A 25,235-nucleotide genomic window follows, 5' to 3' on the forward strand; every position below is an offset into this window, starting at 1 on the left:
ATAACTCCAAATATATATATATAAAATAATTTTTTTAATACACGTACATATATGATTTGTAGATAAATTACAATTTATTGTATAAATTACAGTAAATTTAAATTTAATTTTAAATAAAAATGATACTTTCTGATAATATAAAAGATTGTCGATATTATCTTTTGCATGATACGTATAACTCCTTTTCTATGGTTTCCATTGATTTTTTACCTATGCATCTTGTTATTTTAAAGGAAGAGAGCGTCAATATTACATCCTCAAAGACTATGGTTACTACATAATGCCATAGCTTTTAATCTATTTAAGTGAGGAGATTAATGGATTATCATTAGCAAGAAAGTTAAGATTAAAAAATTAGTGATAGTTTGACTCAAGATGCATGAAGATTCCTATGATTTGAGGGATTGGAATTATTTAAGCCATTGATTTTATGTTATTATTTTTTTTTATATGTCACGTTGGTGTACGCTGATATTTTTCCTTAAATTCCACCCATCCTTTCTGCCTTAGATTGCATGATGGACATGAATTACAGCCATATCCCCATTCGTAACGCTTATCGCGTGTTCCAAGGTAGCAGGTATGACTTTCTTCAAGAATCAAATCTACTAAATTTTGTCCTCCAATATCCTGTACAAGTTTCCAAGTTTCATGTTTCTTGAGATGCATTAAGGGTGTATGGATAGTAAAATTGCTTTCCATGCCTAAATTCAAGGTCATTTCAAGGGCTTTTATCGTTTCATTGCGACAGTCTGGATATCCTGAATAATCCATTTCACACATGCCAGCGATAATATTTGTGATTCCGCGTCGATATGCTAATGCAGCGGCAAAAACCAAAAAAATTATGTTACGACCAGGAACAAAAGTATTAGGTAAATTATTTTCCTGAATCTTTATTTCAATATTTTTTGTGAGTGATGAATGGGAAATATCTCCAAGTGTTGCAAGTGGTAAGATATGGTCTGCGCCTAAAGAATCTTTCCATTTAGGTGTGAGTTGTACAATTTTTTCACGCAATCGCAGGCGACATTCCAGTTCTACTTTATTACGTTGTCCATAATCAAAGCTAAGGGTTTCTACCTTATCAAATTTGTCTAGTGCCCAAGAAAGACAGGTAGAAGAATCTTGTCCTCCAGAAAAGAGTAAAAGGGCAGATGATGTTTTTTCTCTATTGTTATTCATTATATTCCTTGATATTCGACCCAAGACATAGGGGTCTCATAAACGCGTACTGATGATAAGATAGGGAGAGAATCAAACAAACGTTTCCAGATCCAAATAGCGATATTTTCTGCTGTAGGATTATCTAAGTCTTCAACTTCGTTGAGACAATGATGATCTAACTTCTCAAGAAGTGGAGCAAAATATTTTTCAATATTAAAAAAATCATCGACAAATCCAGTTTTAGGATCTACATCTCCTTCCATTACAAGTTCTACTCGATAAGAATGTCCGTGCATACGATAACACTTATGGGTTTTGGGGACATAGGGAAGTTTATGTGCTGCTTCAAATGTAAAAGCTTGTGTAATTTTCATTTTTCCCAGAATACTCCTTTGATCAAAGATTCTACAGAAATAAAAATTCTGAAGTTCGCTTAATATTGATGATGTTTGATGGGTGTTATTGATAACACTTTACCATAAATTTTCCTATATGAGCAGTGTAAAAAAAAATACCTGAGTATTTTGGAATCATCTGATAGGGAATTACTGGAGTGTTTAATAACATTTTTTTTTCTTGATTATAATGAATATAATCTATCTGTTATTACCTTATTGTTAGCGATACGTTCCTTGCTCAACGTATGAAATAAAATTCATCAGGTCTGTTAGATCAAATCCAAATCAGGGTTTGTCTCAAATAGCATGGAAATGCATAGAGGTAAAAGTGGGTTGCACGGTTAGAACAAAATTTAACTCTCAGCTTCTAATGGATAAAATAAACAAGATCATTAAAGAAGATAAAGAGCCATCTATTGCTCAAAGTGCTAAAAGCTAGCATCTAGATGATGAGTTGTGAAACGTGCTAATAATTAAGATTTGGTATCTCATAATGGATACCTCTCCCCATTATAGGGGAGAGGATCTCTAAGCGTCATCCTGAAGTTTTTAGCAATAAATCACATATATCCTTTAATTGCGGGAGCAGGGGAATTCGAATCCACGATCTACGTCTTTGGAGACCGTCGTCCTATACCTACTATCTCGCTCTCTTTTTCTATTGATATGCCTCGTAGACGATTATCGTCTGGATGCTAGCTTTTAGCAATAGATGGGTTTTTATCTTCTTTGATGATCTTATCTGTCTGCGATTGAGATAAGAGTTTTTTTGATCGTATAATCTACTTCTATGCATTTCTATGCTGTTTGAGATAAGCTTGGATCATACTCCATAAGTAGTGAGTAGTGGATCTATTTTCTTATCAAAATCGCCTTATATTTCCGTCTTGAACGACGGATTTTTACGGCAACTTTTGAAAAATAGATAAATCAAGAATCTTTTTAAGAATGGGACACAGTTATTGAACCTATTGATTTTCTTTATTATATGCTAATTTTCATTGATTTGTCGATTTATTTATAACACCAGGATCATCTGGTTGTCGTATAGAAGGATCTAGAGAGAGAATGTTCCGATTTTTGGGATGATGATAATCTTGATGGATGCTAGGATATGGATTTTTTATATTTTTATTTCTCTTGGTTTCCTGTAAGTGTGTCATAAATGTTTCCGATTCATCATAGGATATGAGATCTTTATTAGTAGTATATTCTGGTATTTTGGCAGGAACTTTCCATTCAAAACGACAGAGTTTCTTACTTGTAGGTGATAGTGGAAGCCATGTAGAAGAGCAATAGCCGTCATCTGATATCCAAAGTGGATCTGGTTCTGTATATAACGCTCTTTGTGTCCAATATAAAATTTTATCTAGATTATTAGAGCTTGCTCGTTCTATTTTAGCAAGCAGTAAAAAAATTCCCTTCCTAGGATTTGCTTTGGCAGCAAGCATTGCCTTCGTTTGTGCCTGTTGAATATTTCCTGTTTCCAGGGAAATTTTAGCAACGGTGATGAGGGATTCTATATTTTTCTTATTGATCGCTTCTAATTTAAGGGCTCTATTCATGCGTTCTGTTGCGTTGTTCGACAAAATTATAGTATAAATATAAGCGATTTCAGGATGAGGATTAATCTCCCATATTTTTTCTAAAACCACCGCTGCTTTATTTTTTTTATTTTGCAAAATCAAAGCTTTGGCAGCGCATATCGAAGCCATAATGGAATGCTTGCAAAGTTTCAATACTACCATTGCATCGTTATAGGAAGCAACAACATCACCCTTTTCTGCATTTTCTAAAGATCGAGCGGTGAGAAGGATGGCCTGATGGTGATTATATGTTTCAATATTCTCATATTTTTTATTTTTATTTAAAAAATCAATGGCTTTAGACCATTCTTTCTCTAGTGCGTAATATTGTAACATTGCTTCAATGCCCCAAGATATATAAGGGGAAATTTTGAGAGCTTTTTTTGCATAACATTGAGCTGATTTTAAATCGCCTATACGATAGAATTCACAATATAAGTTATAAATTGCGAACTCTCTCGTTTCAGGTATTTGTAGCATCATTTCAAATTTTTCACGCGCAATATGGTGTTTTTTTTCGGATAGGGCGATTTGTGCTTCTAAAAGATGGAAAAGAGATTCGTTATGAAAAATATGTCGATGAGAGAGATAAGAGAACATTTTACGGGCTAATGGTATATTTTGGGCCGTAATTGATATGAGTCCAGCAGATAACTCTTTATATCCCTTAGCGTAGTTGCGCTTATGAAAGATATTAGCGATTGTAGATGGACATGATAAAAAAAACCGTGAAATCTTTGATATTAGCATGAATGTAAATATTAAAATATAAACGATAGATAACATGACAAAAGGGCTTGTTTGATAAATTCGATTGCCCCAAGTAACGTATATGTCATCTGGATAGTAAGAGATTGCTATAAAACTACAAATCATGAAGAATATTATGCAACAATAGTATATAAGGCGTAGCATATTATATTCCTATGATAAGTTATCTTGTGAAATTTTAGACATTTCTTCTTTTATTATTGAATCAGAACAAATATGCGCTTCAAGTGCATTTCTTAAAAATATACCGGGTTTTCTTGTTTCTTCTGGGATTTTATCCCATTCAATAGCGGCACTACGTAAATCACCTTTTTTAAGATTGTTTTCAATACGAGCGACTAGAGCAGTAATTGTATCGCCTTCAACGTCTCCTCCTAAAGGGCGTATTTTGATTAATTTATTGAGTTGTAGGAGTAAATAACTTGTAAATCCTGAATCTTTTCCAAGAGTTTCACTAGCAAAAATTATTTCCTCAGATACTTTTGAAAATTGTGTAAAAATTTCTATAGATGTAGGGATTCTTATATTAGAAAACTGTAGCAATACGGCTGTACATGGCTCTAACACAGAAGCTTCTTCTGTAATCTTTTTGTTTAATAGAAAGTACTCACCTTTATCCATTTTATTTTTTAAGATTAGAAGAGAGATTATTCTCTGGATATTAGTATTTTTCAAGGGATTAGCAATTAAATTTTCCGTTTTTATCAGACGAGTAAGAAGATTATTATAGTTATTATTAAGTTCTGTCAGGATCTTTTTTAAAGAATTTATTTCTTCTATAAGGACTTGTGTAGAGGCATTTTTTTCATTTTCTTTTTTTTCTGCAACTGGAGTAGTATTCTGAATATTTTTTCTCTCTGACTCTAGTATAGAATAATCTTTGTCAGATTGAATAAGTACCCCTTTTGAAGGGAGAGCATTTACAAAGAAGAGATCGTTGTTAGAAAAAATTTTTATTTTAATAAAAAAAAGCAATATCAAAACAAAACTGATAAGTAATATGCCTATAACGATTATCGATAGTGCTTTAAAGAATGTTAGGTTTTTGCAATTCTTAATGAACGGAAAGCCCTTTGATTTTTTTTCTTGAGTGCCGAGGGATTGATGGATTGTCTTTTCTTGTTCATGCGATTTTTTGGAATCATTCATATCATTTTCCGTAGAGTGATCGGAAATGGGGGGCATACTGTTTCTCCTAGCCATATACATAGATTCTAAAATTTTTCAAACCAAAAAATGTTTATGTTCCGTTTTTTTTATGGTTCTATTATATATAGTGCTGTATCAATATTTTAATTTTTAAAAATAATCCTAATAAACTTACAACATAATTGATTAATTTAAATAAAGTCTTAACTGTGCTCAAGGCTTTTGTGATTGTAATGAAAGAAGAAGCTCTAGCAAAGAGGATTCTTTTGGAAACTCTGCCACTGAAACTAGATCTGTGAATGAGACGGGAATTTCGGAAGCAATATTTTGGCTTAAACATAAGAAGCGTACAGATATTTTTATAGGTAAGGGCAAAAGGAAAAAATTTGACACAGAAGAACTTGCATAAAACAGCACAGCATCTGCGCTTTTAATTATACGCTCTACTTCCTTCTTAGAATATACAATATTCCAACTATAATAGCAATCAATGGTTTTGAAGGGGATTCTGTGTTGAAAAAGATAATTTTCAAAATGGATCTTTCTTTTTTTCCCTCCTAAGTATATCAAGGGCTTTTGAGGGGTGAATAATTCTTTTTTTTGGACAATTAATTGAGCCAGACTAATACTGTTATTCTTTCCGCAAAATATTTGAGAAAATCCTTTTGTTCGTGCGAGAGAAGCACTCGCTTCTCCTATGGAAAAAAGAATGCTATTATGACAAAATTTATCGGGTAATGTGGAGAGAGATTCGCTGCTGGTTATTGCTATTCCTCCATAGGATTCTTGCAAGGCAAGAGATACCGCCTCTCTATCATAAGTAAAATAGGATAGAGGCATCATAATGGGAGTATGTCCCATTTTTTTTATTTTTTTTTTGTGTGTAGCGCTTTTTTTACAGGTCTAGTGATAATTATGTGCATAATTTAGGTCTACATTGCTCAACAATGACATTTATTACGGGGATAATTTTTTAAATGCTCAATGAATAGAAAAATTTTTTGTCCTCATTGAACTGATCTTTTTGGAAACAATCAAGGGTTTGATTATGGTTTTTTATTGGTAAAACTATAAAGATTGCAAATCTTGTTTTACTGACATTATATTCATTCAAGATTTTAAGATAGTAATGAATTTTTTTAGGCTGTCGTATTGCACTTTATAGGTTAAAAATAGTTTTATCAGCTATGAGACGTATATGTCGACCAGCATCACGACCTATCTGAATGGCATCGCAACAGTTGCCGCTTTTTGATACTTCATGGAAAATTTTACCATCGGGCGTTAAAATAGTTCCGTAAAAATAGAGAGATTGCCCTTTACAATAGGAAAATCCAGCAATGGCGCTTTTGCAAGATCCATCTAGTTCAGCAAGAAATGCTCGTTCACAGCTCACTGTATCCCATGTTTCTCGATGATTAATAGCAGTGGCAAGTTCATGAGCTCTGGTATTATTCATGTGTGTTTCAATACAAATAGCTCCTTGTCCTGGTGATGGAGGAAAATCTTCAAGATTGAGAATTTCCTTTACGACGCTTTCTTTTTTAAGTCTTTTGATCCCAGCATATGCAAGCAACATAGCATCGGCTTGCTTGTTCTTTAGTTTGGTAAGGCGTGTTTCTATTTTCCCTCGAAAATCTATAATAGATAGATCGGCGCGCCATCGAAGTAGGAGTGCTTTGCGACGCAAAGACGATGTGCCGACAATGCTATTAACAGCAAGATCGTTAAGAGACTGTGCGGTATGGCTAATAAATACATCGCGCACATCTTCGCGTGGGAGATATGCTGAAATTCGCAGTCCTTTTAGCAATTTTGTTGGCATATCCTTGGCGGAATGAACAGCAAAATCAATTTCACCTGATATTAATTTTCTTTCAATTTCTTCAGTAAACAGTCCTTTCCCTCCTATTTCAGTTAAGGTTCTATTTGTGATTCGATCGCCTTTTGTTGACAAAGGAACAACAAAAATTTTTTCTAGGGGAATTTTGTGAACACTCATAAGATAAGAGCGTGTTTCGAAAGCATGTGCTAAAGCCAATGGGCTTCTACGTGTTCCGATTTTAAAATCTTTTTCTTCCATTTTAATTCATCTATGATACTTGTAAAAAAAAATGAGTTTTTTGAATTAATCCAAAAAAAATAAAGTATAGCAATGTTTAAAGTGCAAAAAACGGTTATTGGTATAGAAACGAGTTGTGATGAGACGGCTGTTGCTGTGGTACGTCGCGAAGGATTTCAGAACAAGATTCTGGCAGAGGTTATTTTGTCTCAGATTGATCAACATGGTGAATATGGAGGGGTGGTTCCGGAAATTGCTGCTCGTGCTCATGTAGATTCTTTGGATGTTTTGATAAAAAAAACCTTGTCACGTGCTAGTATGCAAATTTCTGATATAGATTCAATAGCAGTGACGGCGGGCCCAGGGTTAATGGGAGGTTTGATTGTTGGATTGATGACAGCTAAAGCTATTTCTTATGCTAGTCAAAAACCTTTTTATGCTATCAATCATTTAGAAGGGCATATTTTAACGGCACGTTTGACGGATGGGGTTAATTTTCCTTATCTTGTTTTGTTGGTGTCTGGAGGACATACACAAATATTATTAGTAAGAGGTGTTGCTCGTTATGATCGTTTGGGAACGACAATAGATGATGCCCTTGGAGAGTGTTTTGATAAAATTGCTAAATCACTAGGATTTTCTTATCCAGGTGGAGCAGCAATAGAAAAGGCAGCGTTAAAGGGGAATGGTCAGCGTTTTAATTTTCCATGTCCATCAGTGCAAGGAATGTGCTGTGATTTTTCTTTTTCCGGATTAAAAACCTCTGTTCAGCAAAAAATACGTTCTTTTGATGTTCTTGAAAAACAAGATATTGCCGATATTTGTGCGTCTTTTCAAGTAACAGTAATACGGATTCTTCGAAAAAAATTAGAGCAAGGATTTCTTTTATTTCAAAAAGAATTTCCAAATAAAAAACCAGTGTTAGTTGTTTCAGGAGGGGTTGCGTCTAATTCTTTTATTCGCGCTGCTCTTATTGATCTTTGTACGTCAAAGGGCTTTTGTTTTGTCGCTCCTCCAGCTCGTTTATGCACGGATAACGCAGTAATGATTGCTTGGGCTGCTTTGGAAAGAATGGAGGCTGGTTTTCCTCCGGATGATTTATCTATATCGCCACGTTCCCGTTGGCCATTAGATGAAAAGGCTCTTTCAAAAATAGGATCTGGCAAGCGTGGAGCCAAAGCATGAAAAATTATCCTACGATATTTGTTATTGGTTCTGGGGCTTTTGGATCAGCGATCTCCAGTATTATTGCATCACGTGGACATGCAAATGTTACATTGCTTGGCCGGCAAGAAAGCCTGATACAGCAACTGAAGTCTACAAGAATAAACGCCAAATCTCTTCCTAATATCAAGCTTTCTTCTCTTTTGCATTTTTCTACTGACTACAGGCTCTTACGAGAAGCAGATATTGTTCTTTTTGCCACTTCTTCTAAGGGATATGAGCAGGCCCTTGGTTTTTATGGGCAGTGGTTGAAAGATACGGCAGATGTTGTTATTTGCTCCAAAGGCTTTGAATATTATAGTGGAATGTTGCTGAGTGATTACTCAGAAAAGGTTCTTCCCTCCCATTCTATTTCGGTTCTTTCTGGTCCAGGATTTGCCATTGATATCGCCCGAGGATTGCCGGTAGGAGTGACTTTAGCCTCGGAAAAGATAGAAATATCACGCCGTCTTTCTGCGATTCTTTCCGGCGATTCATTTCGAGTTTATTGTTCAGATGATCGCATTGGTGTTCAGCTTGGAGGGGCTTTAAAAAATATTATTGCCATCGCAAGTGGTATTTTAAAAGGAAGAGAATATGGAGATTCGGCTCGTGCAATGATGATGGTGCGGGGCTTATCAGAAATAATAGAAGTGACAAAGGCAATGGGAGGTCGATCTGATACTATTTTAGGTTTGTCTGGTATAGGGGATTTAGTCTTAACTGCGACAAGTGAGCAGTCGCGTAATTTTTGTTTTGGTGTTTTTCTTGGAAAAGGACAGCAATATGATTTTAAAACGATGAATCTTGTAGAAGGGGGGATTGCAGTTTCGCGCGTGATCAATATAGCAATAAAAATGGGTTTGGATTTGCCAGTTTTTCAAGCAACATCAGATGTTATAGCGAATCGTATTACTGTAGACGAGGCATTGGATATTTTTTTGGATCTCTCTTCTAAGAAAAAGAAATAACGCTCTTAAACGTATGTTGATAATGGGATTATTGTGGTAATCTTTTGATATTGAAAAAAGCTATCATTTCATTTTTTGCATTTGGAGTATAAGGACAAGATCGGGTGGCGTATTGGTTGGTAAAGTCTGAACCTTGTGTATGGTCTTGGAAGATGCAGCAAGATAAGGGCAGTATTGGAGAGGCGTGGACAGGAGTGCGTAATTATCAAGCCCGCAATAATATGAGGAAAATGCGTATTGGTGATAAAGGTTTTTTTTATCATTCTAATAAAGGTCGTGAAATTGTAGGGATTTTTGAAGTCATTACTGGTACGTATCCCGATCCTACAGTAGAGGGATATTCGCCCTGGGAATGTGTCGATATACGCTCGGTTTGTAGTATGCCTTGTCCTGTTAGTTTGGTGGCTATTAAAGGTAATTTACAGCTTTCTAAAATGGCTCTTGTTACTTTTTCGCGTCTTTCGGTACAGCCTGTTAAGCTTGATGAGTATTTGGAGGTATGCCGTATGGGAAAACTTTCTTCTCCTCCTCTCAGCGAATATGAAATGTGAATATTATATAGAATTTTGTTTCTCGATGGATTATATGATAAATAACATCATAAGAGAATTATTATATGTTTTGTTTTATATCAAAGAAGATTATTAATCGGATGAATATGTTTAAAGGATAACTTGAAATCTATGTCTGATCTTAAGAGTAATAGACCACTTTCTCCACATTTACAGATTTATAAGCTGATTCCCACTATGCTTATCTCTATTGTTCATCGTATCACGGGATCAGCAGTTTATTTTGGAACTCCTGCGTTGGTTTTGTGGTTTTTTGCTGTAGCAGAGGGGAAATATACATTAGGACTTTGGAGAAGCTATACGGATTGTGGCTTTTTTAGCATATTCCTTTTTTTATATACTTGGTCAGCTATCCATCACATGTTAGGTGGTATAAGATATTTGATGTGGGATTCTAGTTTTTTATTGGAAAAAAAAGTTTCCATTACAATGGCAAAGATCAATATTATCGCTTCAATTTTCATAGTGTCGGTAATATGGATAGTGAAAAATATTTACTAATGGAAAAATGATGATCGGATGATGAATATGCGTAGTAGCTTAGGAAAAGTACGAGGGATGGGTTCCGCTAAAGATGGTACGGGACACTTTTTAAAACAAAGGTTCACTGCTATTGCCAATATTCCTTTTGTTATCTTTTTTATAATATTTTTTATAAGGTATGGTTCTGCTCCGCATGAACAGATTGTTTCTGTTGTTTCTAATCTTTTTGTAGCATCTATAATGGGATTAGGGGCGGTTTCAATTTTTTTTCATATGCAACTTGGTATGCAGGTGATTATTGAAGATTATGTTCATTCTAAATTATTAAAGATAGTGCTTCTTATGTTAAACAGTTCTTTTGTTTTGTTTATGGCGGTTTTTTGTTTGTTTTCTATTTTAAAAATTTCAATTTTGGGTAATCAATGAAGGATATTTCTAACTTCAAATCTTCATATACGTATGTAGATCATTCCTATGATGTTATCATTGTCGGTGCTGGAGGCGCCGGTTTGCGTGCGACTTTAGGTATGGCTGAAAAAGGATTTAAGACAGCTTGTATTACAAAAGTTTTTCCTACTCGTTCGCATACAGTGGCGGCACAAGGGGGGATTGCAGCTTCGCTTGCTAATATGACACCAGATAGTTGGCAATGGCATTTATATGATACTGTAAAGGGTTCTGATTGGTTAGGAGATGTGGATGCGATTCAGTATCTTGCTATGGAAGCGCCAAAGTCTGTATACGAATTAGAACATTATGGTGTCCCCTTTTCGCGTAATGAAGAAGGGAAGATTTATCAGCGTCCCTTTGGTGGACATATGCAAAATTATGGAGAAGGACCTCCGGTACAGAGGACTTGTGCGGCGGCAGATAGAACAGGTCATGCTATTTTGCATACGTTGTACGGACAAGCGTTAAAGAATGATGCTGAATTTTTTATTGAATATTTTGCGCTTGATCTCATCATGAATGCAGAAGGACGATGTGTCGGTGTTATTGCTTGGCAGTTGGAGACGGGAGAGATTCATCGTTTTTCTGCTAAATTAGTTGTGTTAGCTACTGGTGGATATGGTCGTGCATACTTTTCTGCTACATCAGCACATACTTGTACTGGTGATGGGGCGGGTATGATTGCGCGTGCAGGTCTGCCATTACAAGATATGGAATTTGTTCAGTTTCATCCTACTGGTATTTATGGTTCGGGATGCCTGATTACGGAAGGTGTTCGTGGAGAAGGTGGTTATCTTGTCAATTCTGAGGGGGAACGTTTTATGGAACGGTATGCTCCTTCAGCGAAGGATCTTGCTTCTCGTGATGTTGTTTCTCGTTGTATGATGATAGAAATAAGGGAAGGTCGGGGTGTTGGTAAAAATAAAGATCACATACATTTGTATTTAAATCACCTTGATCCAGCTATTTTACACGAACGTTTACCAGGTATTTCTGAATCGGCAAGAATTTTTGCTGGTATTGATGTAACGCGTGATCCTATTCCTGTTATTCCTACTGTGCATTATAATATGGGTGGGATTCCAACGAACTATTGGGGAGAGGTTTTGGATTCGGATAGTAAGAATCCAGAACGTCTTGCTCCGGGTCTTATGGCAATTGGTGAGGCTGGATGTGCTTCGGTTCATGGGGCGAATCGTCTGGGTTCGAATTCATTGATTGATTTGGTCGTTTTTGGTCGAGCGGCTGTTATTCGCGCTGCGGAAATAATTGATAAATCCAGTCCAATTCCTAGTTTGGATGTATCGGCTTGTGATTCTATTATGGAGAGATTCGATCGTTTGAGATATGCAGATGGTCATATTTCCACTGCTGTTCTAAGGGAGAAGATGCAACGAGCAATGCAATTAGATGCAGCTGTTTTCCGTACGCAAGAATCTTTAGCTGCGGGATGCCGCAATCTTTCAATTCTTTGGGATGAGATGGCGCATCTGAAAGTTTATGATCGTTCATTGATTTGGAATTCAGATCTTGTAGAGACTCTTGAGCTTCAAAATTTGATGATCAATGCAATTGCTACGGTTTACTCTGCAGAGGCTCGCAAGGAAAGCAGGGGATCTCATGCAAGGGAAGATTATAAAGATGGAGCATTTAGTGGGCGTGATGATGTTAATTGGCGTAAACACTCTCTCTGTTGGGTTGATCATAAAACAGGGAAGATAAAGCTTGATTATCGTCCCGTTCGTACTGAATTGCTTTGTGGAGGAATTGATTATGCTAAGATTGCTCCTAAAGCGCGTGTTTATTAGTAATAGGTATTGATATGGTTGAAATTTTATTACCAAAGAGATCTCGGGTAAAGAAAGGGAAGACTTGGAATGCTCTTTCTGGAGCCAAGCGTTTGCGTGAATATCGTATTTATCGATGGAATCCAGATGATCAAGATAACCCGCATATTGATATATATTACGTTGATTTAGATGATTGTGGGCCTATGGTTCTTGATGGGCTTTTGTATATTAAAAATAAAATCGATCCAACTTTGACTTTACGTCGTTCATGTCGAGAAGGTATTTGTGGTTCTTGTGGCATGAACATAGATGGTACCAATACTTTAGCTTGTATAAAAGATATGAAAGACATCAAAGGTATTATAAAGGTATATCCGCTTCCTCACATGTCTGTGATTAAAGATTTGGTTGTAGATATGTCATATTTTTATGCCCAGCATCGTTCGATTGAGCCATGGCTGAAGACTGTTTCTCCGAAGCCTGCTAAAGAATTGTTGCAAAGTCATGATGATCGTCAGAAAATAGATGGTCTTTATGAATGTGTTATGTGTGCTTGTTGTTCTACGTCTTGTCCAAGTTATTGGTGGAATTCTGATCGATATCTTGGTCCAGCTATATTATTGCAAGCGTATCGTTGGTTAGTTGATTCTCGGGATGAAGGGCAGGGAGATCGTCTCGATAATCTTGAAGATCCTTTCCGGTTATATCGTTGTCATACAATTATGAACTGTACGCAAAGTTGTCCTAAAGGCCTTAATCCAGCGAAAGCAATTGCAAAAATTAAAATGATGATGGTGGATCGTAAAGTGTAGTTTTTCTTTTTATATTACTTTTATTTTTTATTTTTTATTTTTTATTTTTTAAAGAGTTATTGTTAGAAGAGAAGGTGGGGATAGTGCATGATAACTTTGGATGTGATGGGAAATAATAGATGCGATCTTATCGTTTTGCTTTTATGGTTTTTTACATGCTTGCATTATCTTCCTATGGTTGCGTAGCTCCAGATTTTAAAAGTTTTTTTTCAAAAAAAACACAACCCGTCCCTTCTTCTATTGAATCAGAAGATCTTGCTCCACCCGTTTCTGAAGAAGAATTAGATCAAGATAATATTTCTTCTCCCGTCAAAGACAATGCGGCTATAAGGATGGAAATAATAGGTTCATGGAAAACATCTCATCAAGGTATTGCTTGTAATCTGACTTTGACGTTGACTCGATTGAAAAAAGATTTTCGGGGGACTGCTCGGGGTTGTTATGGTAAGTTAGCATTGTTGTCTTCGTGGAATATAGTAAATAAAAATAGTTTTGAACTTAAAAATAAGGTGGGAAAAACTATCATTGTATTTCGCAAGACTGGTGAGCAGTCTTTTGAGGGGAGTTTTGATGGAGAGAGTGAGATAGTTAGCATTTATCGTTAAGTAGAGCTATTTTTATTTTTTTAAATATTTGATTTTGGTATATGTCAGTATCTTTTTATCTTGTCAGCAGTAAAATTGTATCTTTAATTCGGGATAGAAAATTAAAATACAATTCCGATCAGGAGAGGGTTGCGTTGTCATTTGATCGCCTTCTCAATGATTTGTATAAACGAAAAAATTTTTTGAAGGTGGTTTTTTTCTTTTTGGAAAAAACTTTGGAGACCTCCCTTTATTAAAGGAATTTACCTCTATGGTGACGTTGGTCAAGGTAAGAGTATGCTCATGAATCTTTTTTTTGAACTGGCTCCCACAGAAAAGAAATGCAAGCGTCATTTTTATGAATTTATGAAAGATGTTCATTGTCGTATTATTTTTCACCGCAAGCAGATTGAATCGGGTGCAATACGAGAATCTGATCCCATCCCATTGGTGGCAAATTCAATTGCTTCGGAAGTAAATCTATTGTGTTTTGATGAATTTATGGTAACAAATATCGCTGATGCAGTTATTTTATCCCGACTGTTTTCTGAATTGTTTTTGCGCGGTTGTGTTGTGGTTGTAACTTCTAATTTTATTCCTGATAATCTTTATAAGGATGAAATTAATCGTGATGTTTTTATGCCGTTTATAAATATTTTGAAGAAAGAACTTGAAGTTATTTCTTTGGATTCTGGCCAAGACTATCGCAGGAGAAAAGAAAAAATTCTTCCTCTCTATATGTCACCACTTGATTCGCATACAGAAACATTGATGAACAAATTATGGGATCATATGAGAAAAGGACAAGAGTCTCTTGTTCTCAATATTTCTGCCAAAGGAGGGTATAAAATTCATGTGCCTTCTTCTTTTAAAAGAGTATCGCGCTTTTCTTTTTTTGATCTTTGTGATAGATCCTTTTCAGCTAATGATTTTGTAGAAATTGCTATGCGATTTGATGTTGTTTTTATAGATAATATTCCATTCTTAAAAGGTGATCGAAAAGATTGGATAAGACGATTTATTATGTTAATTGATGTTTTTTATGAATATAAAATTTGTTTAATTGTATCGTCTGAAGTAGATATAAATAATTTTTTTTATGATCAATTAGGGACAGAAAATTTTGAATTTCAAAGGACTATTTCGCGTTTATTCGAGATGTTTAGCGTGCAATACGTCAGTAAGCATAAAATTGTAATGGATGCATATAAACTTTTATTATTAAATAAGGTATAAATTGTTATTTTAAAAGGTATGTCGATTATTTTATAGAAATAAAAAATATTTAAATTAAGGGAAGGATGCGCAATGAAATCGAATAAAATTGCTCTTATAGGATCTGGAATGATAGGGGGAACGCTTGCGCATCTTTCTGCTTTAAAGAATCTTGGAGATGTGGTGTTGCTTGATATAGTTGATGGTATGCCACGGGGAAAAGCACTTGATATTGCTCAATCATCTCCAGTTGAAGATTTTGATGGCAAGTTGTGTGGGACGAGTGATTATGCGGATATTGCGGGGGCTGATGTATGTATCGTTACGGCGGGGATTCCACGTAAGCCTTCGATGAGTCGGGATGATTTGCTTTCTGATAATTTAAAATCAATTGAAAAGGTAGCTGAGGGAATTCGTCAGTATGCCCCTCATTCATTTGTAATTTGTATTACGAATCCTCTTGATGCGATGGTATGGGCTCTTCAGAAATTTTCTGGTTTACCGTCACATATGGTTGTTGGTATGGCTGGTGTTTTGGATTCGGCTCGATTTCGATATTTTTTAGCGCAAGAATTAGGTGTTTCTGTTGAATCTGTCACTGCTCTTGTATTAGGCAGTCATGGGGATTCTATGATTCCGATGTTGAGATACGCCACTGTGTCTGGCATTCCTGTTCTTGATCTTGTAAAACTTGGTTGGAGCACAAAAGAAAAAATTGATCAAATTGTAAAGAGAACACGTGAAGCTGGTGCGGAAATTGTAGGATTACTTCGATCTGGTTCTGCATATTATTCCCCTGCTTCTTCTGCTATAGCAATGGCAGAATCGTATTTAAGGAATAAAAAGAATCTATTTCCTTGTGCTGCTCATCTTTCAGGACAATATGATGTTAATGGATTTTATGTTGGAGTGCCAGTGATTATTGGGCATGGAGGAGTGGAAAAGATTGTTGAGCTAGACCTTTCTTCTGATGAGAAAGATGATTTTAAAAAATCCGTCAAAGCTACAGTCGATTTATGCAATGCTTGTACTAGGCTTGTTTCTTCTTTGGCGTAAAATTTTTAAGAGGACGGTAGTGTAATGGATATTCATGAATATCAAGCTAAGGCATTGTTAAAAAGATATGGTATTCCGGTTGCCGAGGGTGTGGTTGTATCGTCTATTCATGAGGCGGATTCTGCAATCAAAACTCTTCCTGGTGGATTGTATGTCGTCAAGAGTCAGATTCATGCTGGAGGGCGCGGTAAAGGGCGATTCAGAGGATTGCCTGCTAATTCACGAGGTGGGGTGCGTTTAGAAAAATCTATTGAAGGTGTTTTGTCTGATGTTCGTGAGATGCTTGGTTCTATCCTCGTAACAAAGCAAACTGGTCCTGCAGGTAGTAAGGTAAATTGTTTGTATATTGAAGATGGAGCTGATATTTTAAAAGAACTCTATCTTTCTCTCTTGGTGGATAGAGTATCAGGAAAGATTACTTTTGTTGCTTCTACTCAAGGAGGCATGGATATTGAAGAAGTTGCTAAAGATTATCCTCAGAAGATATTCAAACTTCCTATTGATTCTTTGGTAGGGGTGACACCTAAAGATATCGGTAATTTATGTGATATGCTTGAATTAAAAGGGCAGGCTCGTATTGATGCTGAAAGTCTTTTTCCTAACCTTTATAAAGCTTTTTGTGATAAGGATATGAGTCTTTTGGAAATTAATCCATTGATTATTATGCAAAATGGTCGTTTGAGGGTATTAGATTCGAAAGTCTCGTTTGATGATAATGCGCTCTATCGTCAGTTAGATATTCAGGAATTACATGATGATTCAGAGGAGGATGTCCGAGAGATAGAGGCTAGAAAGCATGGTCTTTCTTATATAACACTTGATGGTAATATCGGCTGTATGGTTAATGGTGCTGGTTTAGCTATGGCGACCATGGATATCATTAAATTATACGGAGGAGAGCCTGCTAATTTTCTTGATGTTGGGGGTGGAACAGATCAAGATAAAGTAGCTGCTGCTTTTAAGATCATTATGTTAGATTCTTCTGTCAAAGGTATATTGATTAATATATTTGGAGGGATTGTGAGATGTGATGTTTTAGTCAAAGGGATTTTGTCTGCTGTTAAGGACGTTAATGTCAATATTCCTCTTGTTATGCGTCTTGAAGGGGCTAAAGTAGATATTGGGAATCAATTGATTGTAGAGAGTGGTTTGAATGTTATCACGGCAATTGATTTAGATGATGCTGCTCAGAAAATAGTTCGTGCAGTGAAAGGAGTTTGAGTATTGTGTCTATCTTAGTTGATAAGAATACGAAAGTTCTTGTTCAGGGATTAACGGGCAAGGCTGGAACTTTTCATACGGAGCAAGCTATTCTTTATTGTCAGACACAGATTGTCGGAGGGATACATCCTAAGAAAGGTGGTACCTGTTGGGTTGGTGGGAATGTTAATGTTCCTGTTTTTGTTTCTGTTGCAGAAGCCAAAGAGCATACGGGAGCAAATGCTTCTGTCATATATGTTCCTCCTAGTGGAGCTGGTGATGCTATCATTGAATCTATCAAAGCAGAGATTCCCTTGATTGTTTGTATTACAGAAGGGATACCATTTTTGGATATGGTTCGGGTAAAAGCGTATCTTGAGAATTCTTCTTCGCGACTTATTGGTCCGAATTGTCCCGGTGTTTTGACTCCTGAGGAGTGTAAAATAGGGATTATGCCTGGCTCTATTTTTCGCAAAGGGTCTGTGGGTATTTTATCTCGTTCTGGTACTTTAACTTATGAGGCTGTATTTCAAACATCGCAAGAGGGATTGGGGCAAAGCACAGCTGTTGGTATTGGTGGTGATCCTGTTAAGGGCAGTGAATTTATTGATATTCTTGAGTTGTTTTTAGCGGATAAGGAAACTGAATCAATCATCATGGTTGGTGAGATTGGAGGATCTGCAGAAGAAGATGCAGCTAATTTCTTAAAAGATGAAGCGAAGTGTGGGCGTAAAAAGCCGGTGGTTGGATTTGTTGCTGGGAAGACAGCGCCTCCTGGTCGGACTATGGGACATGCTGGTGCAGTGATTTATGGTGGACAAGGAAGTGCTGAAGATAAAATAGCCGCAATGCAAGAGGCGGGTATTCGTATTGCATCTTCTCCTGCTCGTATGGGTAAAACCCTTGTAGAGTTATTAGGTGGTTTATGATATTTTATGCTTATTTTTTACTTAGACAAAGACAAGAACATTAAATTGTTAAGCATGATTAAAGAGAGGGGAAGAAAATAGTGCAACAGGATTTAAATAAGAGATTGTCTCTTTCTTCTTTTCTCAATGGTGCCAATTTTTCTTATATTGAAGATTTATATAAACATTACAAAACAGATCCTTCCAGTGTTTGTGAAGATTGGCATCGTTTATTTTTGTTTTTTGATGATAATTCTCAGGATTATGATCAATTAGAGGATTGTATTTCTTCTTTTTCGCAACAAGAATCCGTTTCTAAGGTTGTTGTTTCTGAAAAAAAGAAGAAAGATGCGCGTTCTTTTTCTTCCGACAACAGTCAATCTTTAAAAGATTTTTTTCAAGCAATGAAAATGATAGATGCCTATCGTTCGTATGGGCACTTCAGTGCGCACACTGATCCGTTAGGCTTTAATTCTCACCATATAGATTTTGCAGAATTATCTCCTGCCTTTTATGGTTTTACTGAAGCTGATTATAATCGTAAAATTTTTATGCAAGGTATATTAGGATTTGAATATGCTACTATTATTGAAATATTAGAAACTCTTTCTCGTCTATATTGTTCTAATATAGGTGTAGAGTTTATGCATATTATCAATTCTAAAGAGAGGGATTGGATACGGGATGTATTTGAAAATCCTGATTTTTCGAACAAGCTTTCAAACGATGAAAGAAAAAGTATCTTAAAGAAGTTGGTTGAAGCAGAGGGTTTTGAAAAGTTTATTGACATTAAATATAAGGGAGCAAAGCGTTTTGGTGCTGATGGATCCGAAGTTATCATTCCAGCTATAGAGGAAATAATTAGACAGGGAGTTCAGCAAGGTATAGCTGAGATGATTTTGGGAATGGCTCATCGAGGTCGTTTGAATGTTTTGTCTCAGGTGATGAATAAACCGCCTCGTTCTATATTTTATGAATTTAAAGGAGAAGGATCCGTCGACAAAGAGTATTCAGGAGATGTGAAATATCACCTAGGTGCATGTTGTAGTCGTCAAATTTCTGGAAAAAATGTTGATTTGTTGCTATGCAACAATCCTTCTCATCTTGAATTTGTTGATTCTGTAGCGATAGGAAGTGTGCGTGCTAGACAGGATCTTAAGACTAATGTTTCGGGAGAAGAAAGCGTTTCTCTATCAGATCGCTCTAAATTTTTGCCTATTATCATCCACGGGGATGCTGCTTTTATTGGGCAAGGAGTAGTTTCTGAAACTTTGGCTTTGTCTGGTTTGCATGGATATACAGTTGCAGGAAATATACATCTGATTGTCAATAATCAGATTGGTTTTACGACCAATCCTTCTTCAGCTCGTTCTAGTCCTTATTCTTCGGATATAGCCAAATCTATTGGTATTCCTATTTTTCATGTTAATGGAGATGATCCGGAATCTGTTGTCCGCGTTATTAGGATGGCTGTTTTATATCGTATGAAATTTCATAAATCGGTTGTAATAGATATATTATGTTATCGTCGTTTTGGGCATAATGAATGCGATGATCCTTCCTTTACACAGCCTGTAATGTATCAAAGAATCCGTTCGCATAAATCAGTTCTTCAAATATATGCTGATACTCTTGTTCAGGACAAAGTTATTTCTACACAAGAATTTCAATCTTTAGTGAGCAATTGGCGTACATATTTGGAAAAAGAATTTAAAGAGAGTGAGAACTATCGTCCTGAAAAAGTGTCAGCGTTATCTAATTGTTTTCCTGTCCCATCTGTACGGAAAAATGATAAGGAAGTTCAAAACGGTTTTGTTTCACAAAAAATGCTGAAAGAAATAGGTTCTAAAATTTCTTGTCTTCCAAATTCTTTCAAGGCGCATAAGATTGTTGAACGTCTTATGAAAAATCGCAGAGAAATGATAGAAAAGGATGCAGGAATTGATTGGGCTATGGCGGAAGCGTTGGCCTTTGGTTCTCTTTGTTGCGAAGGTTATAGAGTGCGTTTATCGGGACAGGATTGTGAACGAGGTACTTTTTCCCATCGTCATTCGGTTTTATATGATCAAGAAACGGAGAAACGTTATGTTCCTCTAAATAACATTTTGCAAGATCAAGGGCGTTATGAGGTTGTTAATTCTTTGCTGTCTGAACAGGCTGTTTTAGGTTTTGAATATGGTTATTCTTTAGAGAATCCCAATTCTTTGACTATTTGGGAAGCGCAATTTGGAGATTTTGCTAATGGTGCTCAGATTATATTAGATCAATTTGTTTCTTCTGGAGAACAAAAATGGTTGCGTGTTTCTCATCTCGTTTGCTTATTGCCACATGGATATGAGGGACAGGGGCCAGAACATTCTTCTGCTCGACTTGAAAGATTTTTGCAAATGTGTGCAGAAAACAACATGCGTGTGGCTAATTGTACATCTCCAGCTAATTATTTCCATATTTTGCGTCGACAAATATACGATCGTTCTTCTAAACCATTAATTATGATGACTCCGAAGTCTTTGTTGAGACATAAGCAGGTCGTTTCTACTCTTTCGGAGATGAGTGATGAAACCGCTTTTCAGCCTGTATTGTCAGATCATGCCGATTGTTCTGGAAAGGTTTCGATCAAACTTGTAGAAGATTCGCGTATTCGTCGTGTTATACTTTGTACAGGAAAGGTGTATTATGATCTTTTGGAAAATCGTAATATACGCAATATTGTTGATATTTATCTGATACGTATTGAGCAATTATATCCTTTTCCGGAAGATTGTTTGAAAAAAATTCTTTTGCGTTTTGCTCAAGCTGATATGGTTTGGTGTCAAGAGGAACCTCAAAATATGGGGGCATGGGCTTTTATAGAGCCTTATTTAGAAAAAGTTTTAGGTTCTATTAGTGCAAGCTGTTCCCGTGTTCGTTATGTTGGGCGTCCGCAATCAGCCTCTACGGCTGTGGGTAATATGTCTCGGCATTTAGAGCAATTATCTTCTTTGGTTAAGGATGCTCTTGAATAAAGTATTGTCCGTTATTGATAAAATTGGTCGTTTGGAATAGTAGGAAAGTTAGAGATTATGGCTACGAAAATTTTGGTGCCTTCTTTGGGGGAATCCGTCAGCGAAGCAACGGTTGGTACTTGGTCTAAAAAAGTTGGTGATTTTGTGGAAATTGGTGAAACTTTAGTAGACCTTGAAACTGACAAGGTGAGCATTGAGGTGCCTTCTCCTGTTTCGGGAGAATTGACCGATATTTCGGTTGCTACGGGTGAAATAGTGATTGCTGGTGGTTTTCTGGGATATGTTTCAGAAGTTTCAGGGCAGAAATCTATAAAGAAGAAATCTTCTCATTCTATTGCTAGTGATATAGTTGAACGAGTCGGATATCATATGCCTCAATCTCCATCTGCGGCTAAATTAATAGCAGAATCTGGTATGTCATTGTCTGATATTACGGGGACGGGAAAAAGAGGTCAGATATTAAAGTCTGACGTTGAGACGGCAATTTCTAATACTGTATCCTCTTCTGATAAATCGAGATTATCTTCGGTTGATACAAGTAATATTTTAGTTAAACAGTCTAATAACGGCTCTAATATTGCGGGAGAAGAAAGTGAAGAGCGGGTTAAAATGTCTCGTTTGCGTCATACTGTTGCTAAACGATTGAAAGATTCTCAAAATACTGCTGCTATTTTGAGTACTTATAATGAAGTAAACATGTCTCGCATTCTTTCTATTCGCTCTTGTTATAAAGAGATTTTTGAGAAAAAACATGGGATCAAATTAGGTTTTATGGGTTTTTTTACTAAAGCAGTAAGTCAGGCTCTTCAGGAAATTAGGGGGGTTAATGCAGAGATTGATGGAGACTATATCGTTTATAAGAATTACTGCCACATTGGGGTAGCAGTTGGGACAGATAAAGGTCTTGTTGTTCCGGTTGTGCGTCATGCAGAGAAGATGAGTCTTGTGGATATTGAAAGAGAAATAGCTCGTCTTGGTCAAGAAGCGCGTGCAGGAAATCTTTCCATGCGTGATTTGCAAGATGGTACATTTACAATATCGAATGGTGGGGTTTATGGTTCTCTCTTGTCTGCTCCAATATTGAATCCGCCGCAATCAGGTATTTTGGGTATGCATAAGATTCAAGAAAGGCCAATAGTAGAAGACGGACAAATCGTGATTCGTCCTATGATGTATCTTGCTTTATCATATGATCATCGTATCGTAGATGGTAAAGAAGCTGTAACATTTTTGGTTCGCATTAAGGAATTACTTGAAGATCCTGAGCGTTTTATATTGGATCTATAAAAAAGATTGGGGCATCAATTTATTTTTTTTATTATGGATGATTTGATTGCTGCTGTTGAATTTTTTTGGTAAAAGTGGCGATATTTAAGTTATAAGAGTTTATAAAGAATGGATGAAATTATAGTAATTCTGTCATAAGTTTTTAGATTTTCAGTCTTATGATTGTTTTATTGAATGATTGAAAGAAATAATTCGTTTAAAACGGGAAAAAGTAATGGTTTATGATCTTGTTGTTATAGGGGCAGGTCCAGCAGGTTATTCATGTGCGATAAAGGCTGCTCAATTAAAAAATAAGGTCGCTATAGTTGAAAAAGAAAAAACTTATGGTGGAACTTGTTTGAATATTGGTTGCATTCCTTCAAAGGCTTTGCTGTATACTTCAGAAGTTTATAATCATATTTCTAAAGGTATAGGTCATTTAGGAATAGGTGTTTCATCTTTGCAATTAGATTTGGAAAAGATGATGTCTTATAAAAGATCTGTTGTTCAATCCAATGTTCAAGGAATAGATTTTCTTTTAAAGAAAAATAAAATTACTGCTTATCAGGGATTAGCAAAGGTTATTTCTGCAAATAAAATATCTATTAAGAATGGTTCTTCGGAAGAAATTATAGAAGCAAAGAATATAGTCATTGCTACTGGATCGGAAACTTCTGGTATTCCTGGTATGTCGATTGATTTTGATGAGCAGATTATTGTTTCTTCTACAGGAGCTCTATCGCTTAGTTCTGTTCCAAAAAATTTATTGATTATCGGTGCAGGTGTGATTGGTTTAGAGTTAGGATCCGTTTGGATGCGTTTGGGTTCTCGTGTAAAGGTTATTGAGTATTCTAATGCCATTTTAAATGGAATGGACAAAGAAATAGCAGGGCAATTTTTGAAAATTATATCCAAACAGGGAATGGATTTTCAATTAAGCTCTAAAGTTCTTTCTGTCACAAATATTAATCAAAAAGCGCAAGTTATTTGTCAATCTATTGTTGATGATAAGTCTATTGATCTTGAATCTGATGTTGTTTTGATTGCTGCTGGACGTAAACCATATACGGAGGGTCTTGGCCTTGAAGAAATAGGTATCGGCATTGATCAGCGAGGATGTGTGGAAATAGGAAAAGATTTTCAAACATCTGTTCCGGGTATTTACGCGATTGGAGATGTTGTGCGTGGCCCGATGTTGGCTCATAAATCTGAGGATGAAGGTATTGCGGTTGCTGAGATTATTTCTGGACAAAAGGGACATGTTAATTATGCGATCATCCCGAGTGTTGTCTATACTCATCCTGAAATTGCTTCGGTAGGCAAGACAGAAGAACAATTAAAGTCTGAGGGTCACTCTTATAAAGTAGGGAAGTTTCCTTTTAGTGCTAATGGTAGAGCGCGTTCTATGAATTCTATTGATGGTTTTGTGAAAATATTAGCGGATCAGAAGAGTGATCGGGTAGAAGGTGTGCATATTATAGGTGTTGGTGCTGGAGAAATGATTCATGAGGCGGCTGTTTTGATGGAATTTGGAGGATCTTCGGAGGATCTTGCCCGTATTTGTCATGCTCATCCAACGATGTCAGAAGCCGTTAGGGAAGCGGCACTGGCTTGTTTTGATCGACCAATTCATCTGTAATCTGTAACAAAAAAGAGGAAGAACAAAAGGAAATTTTTTTTCCTTTATTTGATTTATTTTCATGAATTTAAGAAGAAAAGAAGTAAAGGATAAAATTGACGCTCTTCAGATGAAGAAGAATGTTGCTCGCCTAGCTATTCAACATGTCGATGATGGTATGACTTTAGGGATGGGAACAGGAAGTACTTCTAAAGAATTTATGATTTTACTTGCTGAAAAAATTGCTAATGGTTTGCATGTTCAGGTTGTTCCATCTTCGCGAGATACAGAAAATTTTTGTAAAAAAAATGGAATTCTATTGCGATCGATTGAAGATGTGTCGTCTATTGATTTGAGTGTAGATGGTTTTGATGAAATAGATTCTCGATTGCGTCTTATCAAAGGATATGGAGGAGCGATTCTGCGGGAAAAGATTATAGCAAATGCCTCTTCTCGTGTTATTGTTATTGGAGATGAAAGTAAAAGAGTTGATTTTTTAGGAAGAGGAATGTTGCCAATAGAGGTTGATCCGTTTGGTATGCGGGCGACTATTTCTGCTCTTGCGGAATTAGCATCTTGTTTAGGCTTAAAAGAAGATTTTCGTTTACGTCGAAATGGATCTGAATTATTCGTCAGTGATGGAGGACATCATATTGTTGATGCGTTTTTTGGATTTATTCCAGATCCTCAATTGTTATCAGAAGAATTGAGTAACATACCAGGGGTTATGGAGCATGGTTTATTCATTGATATGGTAGATTGTGCAATCATTGGAATGTCTAATGGAGAATGTTTGGTTCTTGAAAAATGAAAAAGACTATCGCAGTATGGTTTTTTTTTACGTAATTTTATATATATTTATTTATCTCTAGATAGAGAATTCTTTTTCCGTTTATGAATATTGTTATGTATAAGAATGTGCTGATTATAGGATATTTATTATGTAACAAGGATTAACGATTATTTCCA

The 25,235-nt window shown here is 36.1% G+C and carries 22 protein-coding genes; 16 read left to right on the forward strand and 6 right to left on the reverse strand.

The window, feature by feature from the left end:
• Window positions 1-453: 453 nt before the first annotated feature.
• From queC to hemC, 6 genes are all read right to left on the reverse strand, one after another.
• A complete protein-coding gene (gene queC, locus CKC_RS03045) occupies window positions 454-1,185 on the reverse strand; it encodes a 7-cyano-7-deazaguanine synthase QueC (protein WP_013462028.1) in 732 nt (243 codons plus the stop codon).
• Window positions 1,185-1,541, reverse strand: coding sequence for a 6-carboxytetrahydropterin synthase QueD (queD, locus tag CKC_RS03050; RefSeq protein ID WP_013462029.1), 357 nt, complete (start codon window positions 1,539-1,541; stop codon window positions 1,185-1,187). The genes queC and queD overlap by 1 nt, the downstream gene beginning before the upstream one ends.
• A gap of 1,022 nt (window positions 1,542-2,563) precedes the next feature.
• The gene (locus tag CKC_RS03055; protein ID WP_044054103.1) at window positions 2,564-4,066 is read right to left on the reverse strand and encodes a heme biosynthesis protein HemY; all 1,503 of its coding nucleotides are present in this window, start codon (window positions 4,064-4,066) and stop codon (window positions 2,564-2,566) included.
• A gap of 9 nt (window positions 4,067-4,075) precedes the next feature.
• Window positions 4,076-5,071: a COG4223 family protein gene (locus CKC_RS03060; protein ID WP_244391935.1), complete on the reverse strand. Its 996-nt coding sequence runs from the start codon at window positions 5,069-5,071 to the stop codon at window positions 4,076-4,078.
• A 213-nt stretch (window positions 5,072-5,284) separates the two neighbouring features.
• Window positions 5,285-5,932: a uroporphyrinogen-III synthase gene (locus CKC_RS03065; protein ID WP_080550992.1), complete on the reverse strand. Its 648-nt coding sequence runs from the start codon at window positions 5,930-5,932 to the stop codon at window positions 5,285-5,287.
• 298 nt (window positions 5,933-6,230) lie between these two features.
• Window positions 6,231-7,154, reverse strand: a complete 924-nt coding sequence (gene hemC, locus CKC_RS03070) for a hydroxymethylbilane synthase (protein WP_013462033.1) — start codon at window positions 7,152-7,154, stop codon at window positions 6,231-6,233.
• A 72-nt stretch (window positions 7,155-7,226) separates the two neighbouring features.
• On the opposite strand from hemC, the gene tsaD reads away from it, so the two are divergent.
• From tsaD to rpiA, 16 genes are all read left to right on the forward strand, one after another.
• The gene (tsaD, locus tag CKC_RS03075) at window positions 7,227-8,318 is read left to right on the forward strand and encodes a tRNA (adenosine(37)-N6)-threonylcarbamoyltransferase complex transferase subunit TsaD (protein ID WP_013462034.1); all 1,092 of its coding nucleotides are present in this window, start codon (window positions 7,227-7,229) and stop codon (window positions 8,316-8,318) included.
• On the forward strand, window positions 8,315-9,307 hold the full coding sequence (locus CKC_RS03080; protein ID WP_013462035.1) for an NAD(P)H-dependent glycerol-3-phosphate dehydrogenase: 993 nt from the start codon (window positions 8,315-8,317) through the stop codon (window positions 9,305-9,307). Before tsaD ends, CKC_RS03080 begins: the two co-directional genes overlap by 4 nt.
• Window positions 9,308-9,411: 104 nt before the next feature.
• The gene (locus CKC_RS03085; protein ID WP_013462036.1) at window positions 9,412-9,858 is read left to right on the forward strand and encodes an EVE domain-containing protein; all 447 of its coding nucleotides are present in this window, start codon (window positions 9,412-9,414) and stop codon (window positions 9,856-9,858) included.
• Between the two features lie 132 nt (window positions 9,859-9,990).
• Window positions 9,991-10,380: a succinate dehydrogenase, cytochrome b556 subunit gene (sdhC, locus tag CKC_RS03090; protein ID WP_013462037.1), complete on the forward strand. Its 390-nt coding sequence runs from the start codon at window positions 9,991-9,993 to the stop codon at window positions 10,378-10,380.
• A gap of 21 nt (window positions 10,381-10,401) precedes the next feature.
• Window positions 10,402-10,788: a succinate dehydrogenase, hydrophobic membrane anchor protein gene (sdhD, locus tag CKC_RS03095; protein WP_013462038.1), complete on the forward strand. Its 387-nt coding sequence runs from the start codon at window positions 10,402-10,404 to the stop codon at window positions 10,786-10,788.
• Window positions 10,785-12,620, forward strand: coding sequence for a succinate dehydrogenase flavoprotein subunit (sdhA, locus tag CKC_RS03100; RefSeq protein ID WP_013462039.1), 1,836 nt, complete (start codon window positions 10,785-10,787; stop codon window positions 12,618-12,620). Before sdhD ends, sdhA begins: the two co-directional genes overlap by 4 nt.
• Window positions 12,621-12,634: 14 nt before the next feature.
• Complete coding sequence (locus tag CKC_RS03105; RefSeq protein ID WP_013462040.1) at window positions 12,635-13,414, forward strand: succinate dehydrogenase iron-sulfur subunit; 780 nt, start codon at window positions 12,635-12,637, stop codon at window positions 13,412-13,414.
• A 119-nt stretch (window positions 13,415-13,533) separates the two neighbouring features.
• The gene (locus CKC_RS03110; protein ID WP_013462041.1) at window positions 13,534-14,019 is read left to right on the forward strand and encodes an AprI/Inh family metalloprotease inhibitor; all 486 of its coding nucleotides are present in this window, start codon (window positions 13,534-13,536) and stop codon (window positions 14,017-14,019) included.
• A 240-nt stretch (window positions 14,020-14,259) separates the two neighbouring features.
• Window positions 14,260-15,234 carry a cell division protein ZapE gene (gene zapE, locus CKC_RS03115; protein WP_244392000.1) on the forward strand — a complete coding sequence of 325 codons (975 nt, stop codon included), beginning with the start codon at window positions 14,260-14,262 and terminating at the stop codon, window positions 15,232-15,234.
• Window positions 15,235-15,306: 72 nt separating this feature from the next.
• A complete protein-coding gene (mdh, locus tag CKC_RS03120; protein ID WP_013462043.1) occupies window positions 15,307-16,269 on the forward strand; it encodes a malate dehydrogenase in 963 nt (320 codons plus the stop codon).
• Between the two features lie 24 nt (window positions 16,270-16,293).
• Window positions 16,294-17,490 (forward strand): ADP-forming succinate--CoA ligase subunit beta, encoded by a 1,197-nt coding sequence (sucC, locus tag CKC_RS03125; RefSeq protein WP_013462044.1) that lies wholly within the window; start codon window positions 16,294-16,296, stop codon window positions 17,488-17,490.
• 5 nt (window positions 17,491-17,495) lie between these two features.
• A complete protein-coding gene (gene sucD / locus CKC_RS03130) occupies window positions 17,496-18,398 on the forward strand; it encodes a succinate--CoA ligase subunit alpha (RefSeq protein ID WP_013462045.1) in 903 nt (300 codons plus the stop codon).
• A gap of 77 nt (window positions 18,399-18,475) precedes the next feature.
• Entirely contained in the window at window positions 18,476-21,382 is a 2,907-nt protein-coding gene (locus CKC_RS03135) for a 2-oxoglutarate dehydrogenase E1 component (RefSeq protein ID WP_044054105.1), read from the forward strand.
• A gap of 57 nt (window positions 21,383-21,439) precedes the next feature.
• Complete coding sequence (odhB, locus tag CKC_RS03140) at window positions 21,440-22,669, forward strand: 2-oxoglutarate dehydrogenase complex dihydrolipoyllysine-residue succinyltransferase (RefSeq protein ID WP_013462047.1); 1,230 nt, start codon at window positions 21,440-21,442, stop codon at window positions 22,667-22,669.
• A 214-nt stretch (window positions 22,670-22,883) separates the two neighbouring features.
• Window positions 22,884-24,287 (forward strand): dihydrolipoyl dehydrogenase, encoded by a 1,404-nt coding sequence (lpdA, locus tag CKC_RS03145; protein WP_013462048.1) that lies wholly within the window; start codon window positions 22,884-22,886, stop codon window positions 24,285-24,287.
• 94 nt (window positions 24,288-24,381) lie between these two features.
• Window positions 24,382-25,077 carry a ribose-5-phosphate isomerase RpiA gene (rpiA, locus tag CKC_RS03150; RefSeq protein ID WP_044054306.1) on the forward strand — a complete coding sequence of 232 codons (696 nt, stop codon included), beginning with the start codon at window positions 24,382-24,384 and terminating at the stop codon, window positions 25,075-25,077.
• The last annotated feature ends 158 nt before the right edge of the window (window positions 25,078-25,235 follow it).

The sequence above is a fragment of the Candidatus Liberibacter solanacearum CLso-ZC1 genome (assembly GCF_000183665.1).
Classification (GTDB): Bacteria; Pseudomonadota; Alphaproteobacteria; order Rhizobiales; family Rhizobiaceae; genus Liberibacter; species Liberibacter solanacearum.

What these genes read in the sequence shown, in the direction of transcription:
- sdhC (WP_013462037.1), top strand. Translation starts at nt 9,991, where the DNA reads ATGTCTGATCTTAAGAGTAATAGACCACTTTCTCCACATTTACAGATT.
- CKC_RS03105 (WP_013462040.1), top strand. Translation starts at nt 12,635, where the DNA reads ATGGTTGAAATTTTATTACCAAAGAGATCTCGGGTAAAGAAAGGGAAG.
- CKC_RS03060 (WP_244391935.1), bottom strand. Translation starts at nt 5,071, where the DNA reads ATGAATGATTCCAAAAAATCGCATGAACAAGAAAAGACAATCCATCAA.
- tsaD (WP_013462034.1), top strand. Translation starts at nt 7,227, where the DNA reads ATGTTTAAAGTGCAAAAAACGGTTATTGGTATAGAAACGAGTTGTGAT.
- CKC_RS03065 (WP_080550992.1), bottom strand. Translation starts at nt 5,932, where the DNA reads ATGGGACATACTCCCATTATGATGCCTCTATCCTATTTTACTTATGAT.
- hemC (WP_013462033.1), bottom strand. Translation starts at nt 7,154, where the DNA reads ATGGAAGAAAAAGATTTTAAAATCGGAACACGTAGAAGCCCATTGGCT.
- queC (WP_013462028.1), bottom strand. Translation starts at nt 1,185, where the DNA reads ATGAATAACAATAGAGAAAAAACATCATCTGCCCTTTTACTCTTTTCT.
- CKC_RS03080 (WP_013462035.1), top strand. Translation starts at nt 8,315, where the DNA reads ATGAAAAATTATCCTACGATATTTGTTATTGGTTCTGGGGCTTTTGGA.
- CKC_RS03110 (WP_013462041.1), top strand. Translation starts at nt 13,534, where the DNA reads ATGCGATCTTATCGTTTTGCTTTTATGGTTTTTTACATGCTTGCATTA.
- queD (WP_013462029.1), bottom strand. Translation starts at nt 1,541, where the DNA reads ATGAAAATTACACAAGCTTTTACATTTGAAGCAGCACATAAACTTCCC.
- sucC (WP_013462044.1), top strand. Translation starts at nt 16,294, where the DNA reads ATGGATATTCATGAATATCAAGCTAAGGCATTGTTAAAAAGATATGGT.
- CKC_RS03055 (WP_044054103.1), bottom strand. Translation starts at nt 4,066, where the DNA reads ATGCTACGCCTTATATACTATTGTTGCATAATATTCTTCATGATTTGT.
- mdh (WP_013462043.1), top strand. Translation starts at nt 15,307, where the DNA reads ATGAAATCGAATAAAATTGCTCTTATAGGATCTGGAATGATAGGGGGA.
- sdhA (WP_013462039.1), top strand. Translation starts at nt 10,785, where the DNA reads ATGAAGGATATTTCTAACTTCAAATCTTCATATACGTATGTAGATCAT.
- lpdA (WP_013462048.1), top strand. Translation starts at nt 22,884, where the DNA reads ATGGTTTATGATCTTGTTGTTATAGGGGCAGGTCCAGCAGGTTATTCA.
- odhB (WP_013462047.1), top strand. Translation starts at nt 21,440, where the DNA reads ATGGCTACGAAAATTTTGGTGCCTTCTTTGGGGGAATCCGTCAGCGAA.
- sdhD (WP_013462038.1), top strand. Translation starts at nt 10,402, where the DNA reads ATGAATATGCGTAGTAGCTTAGGAAAAGTACGAGGGATGGGTTCCGCT.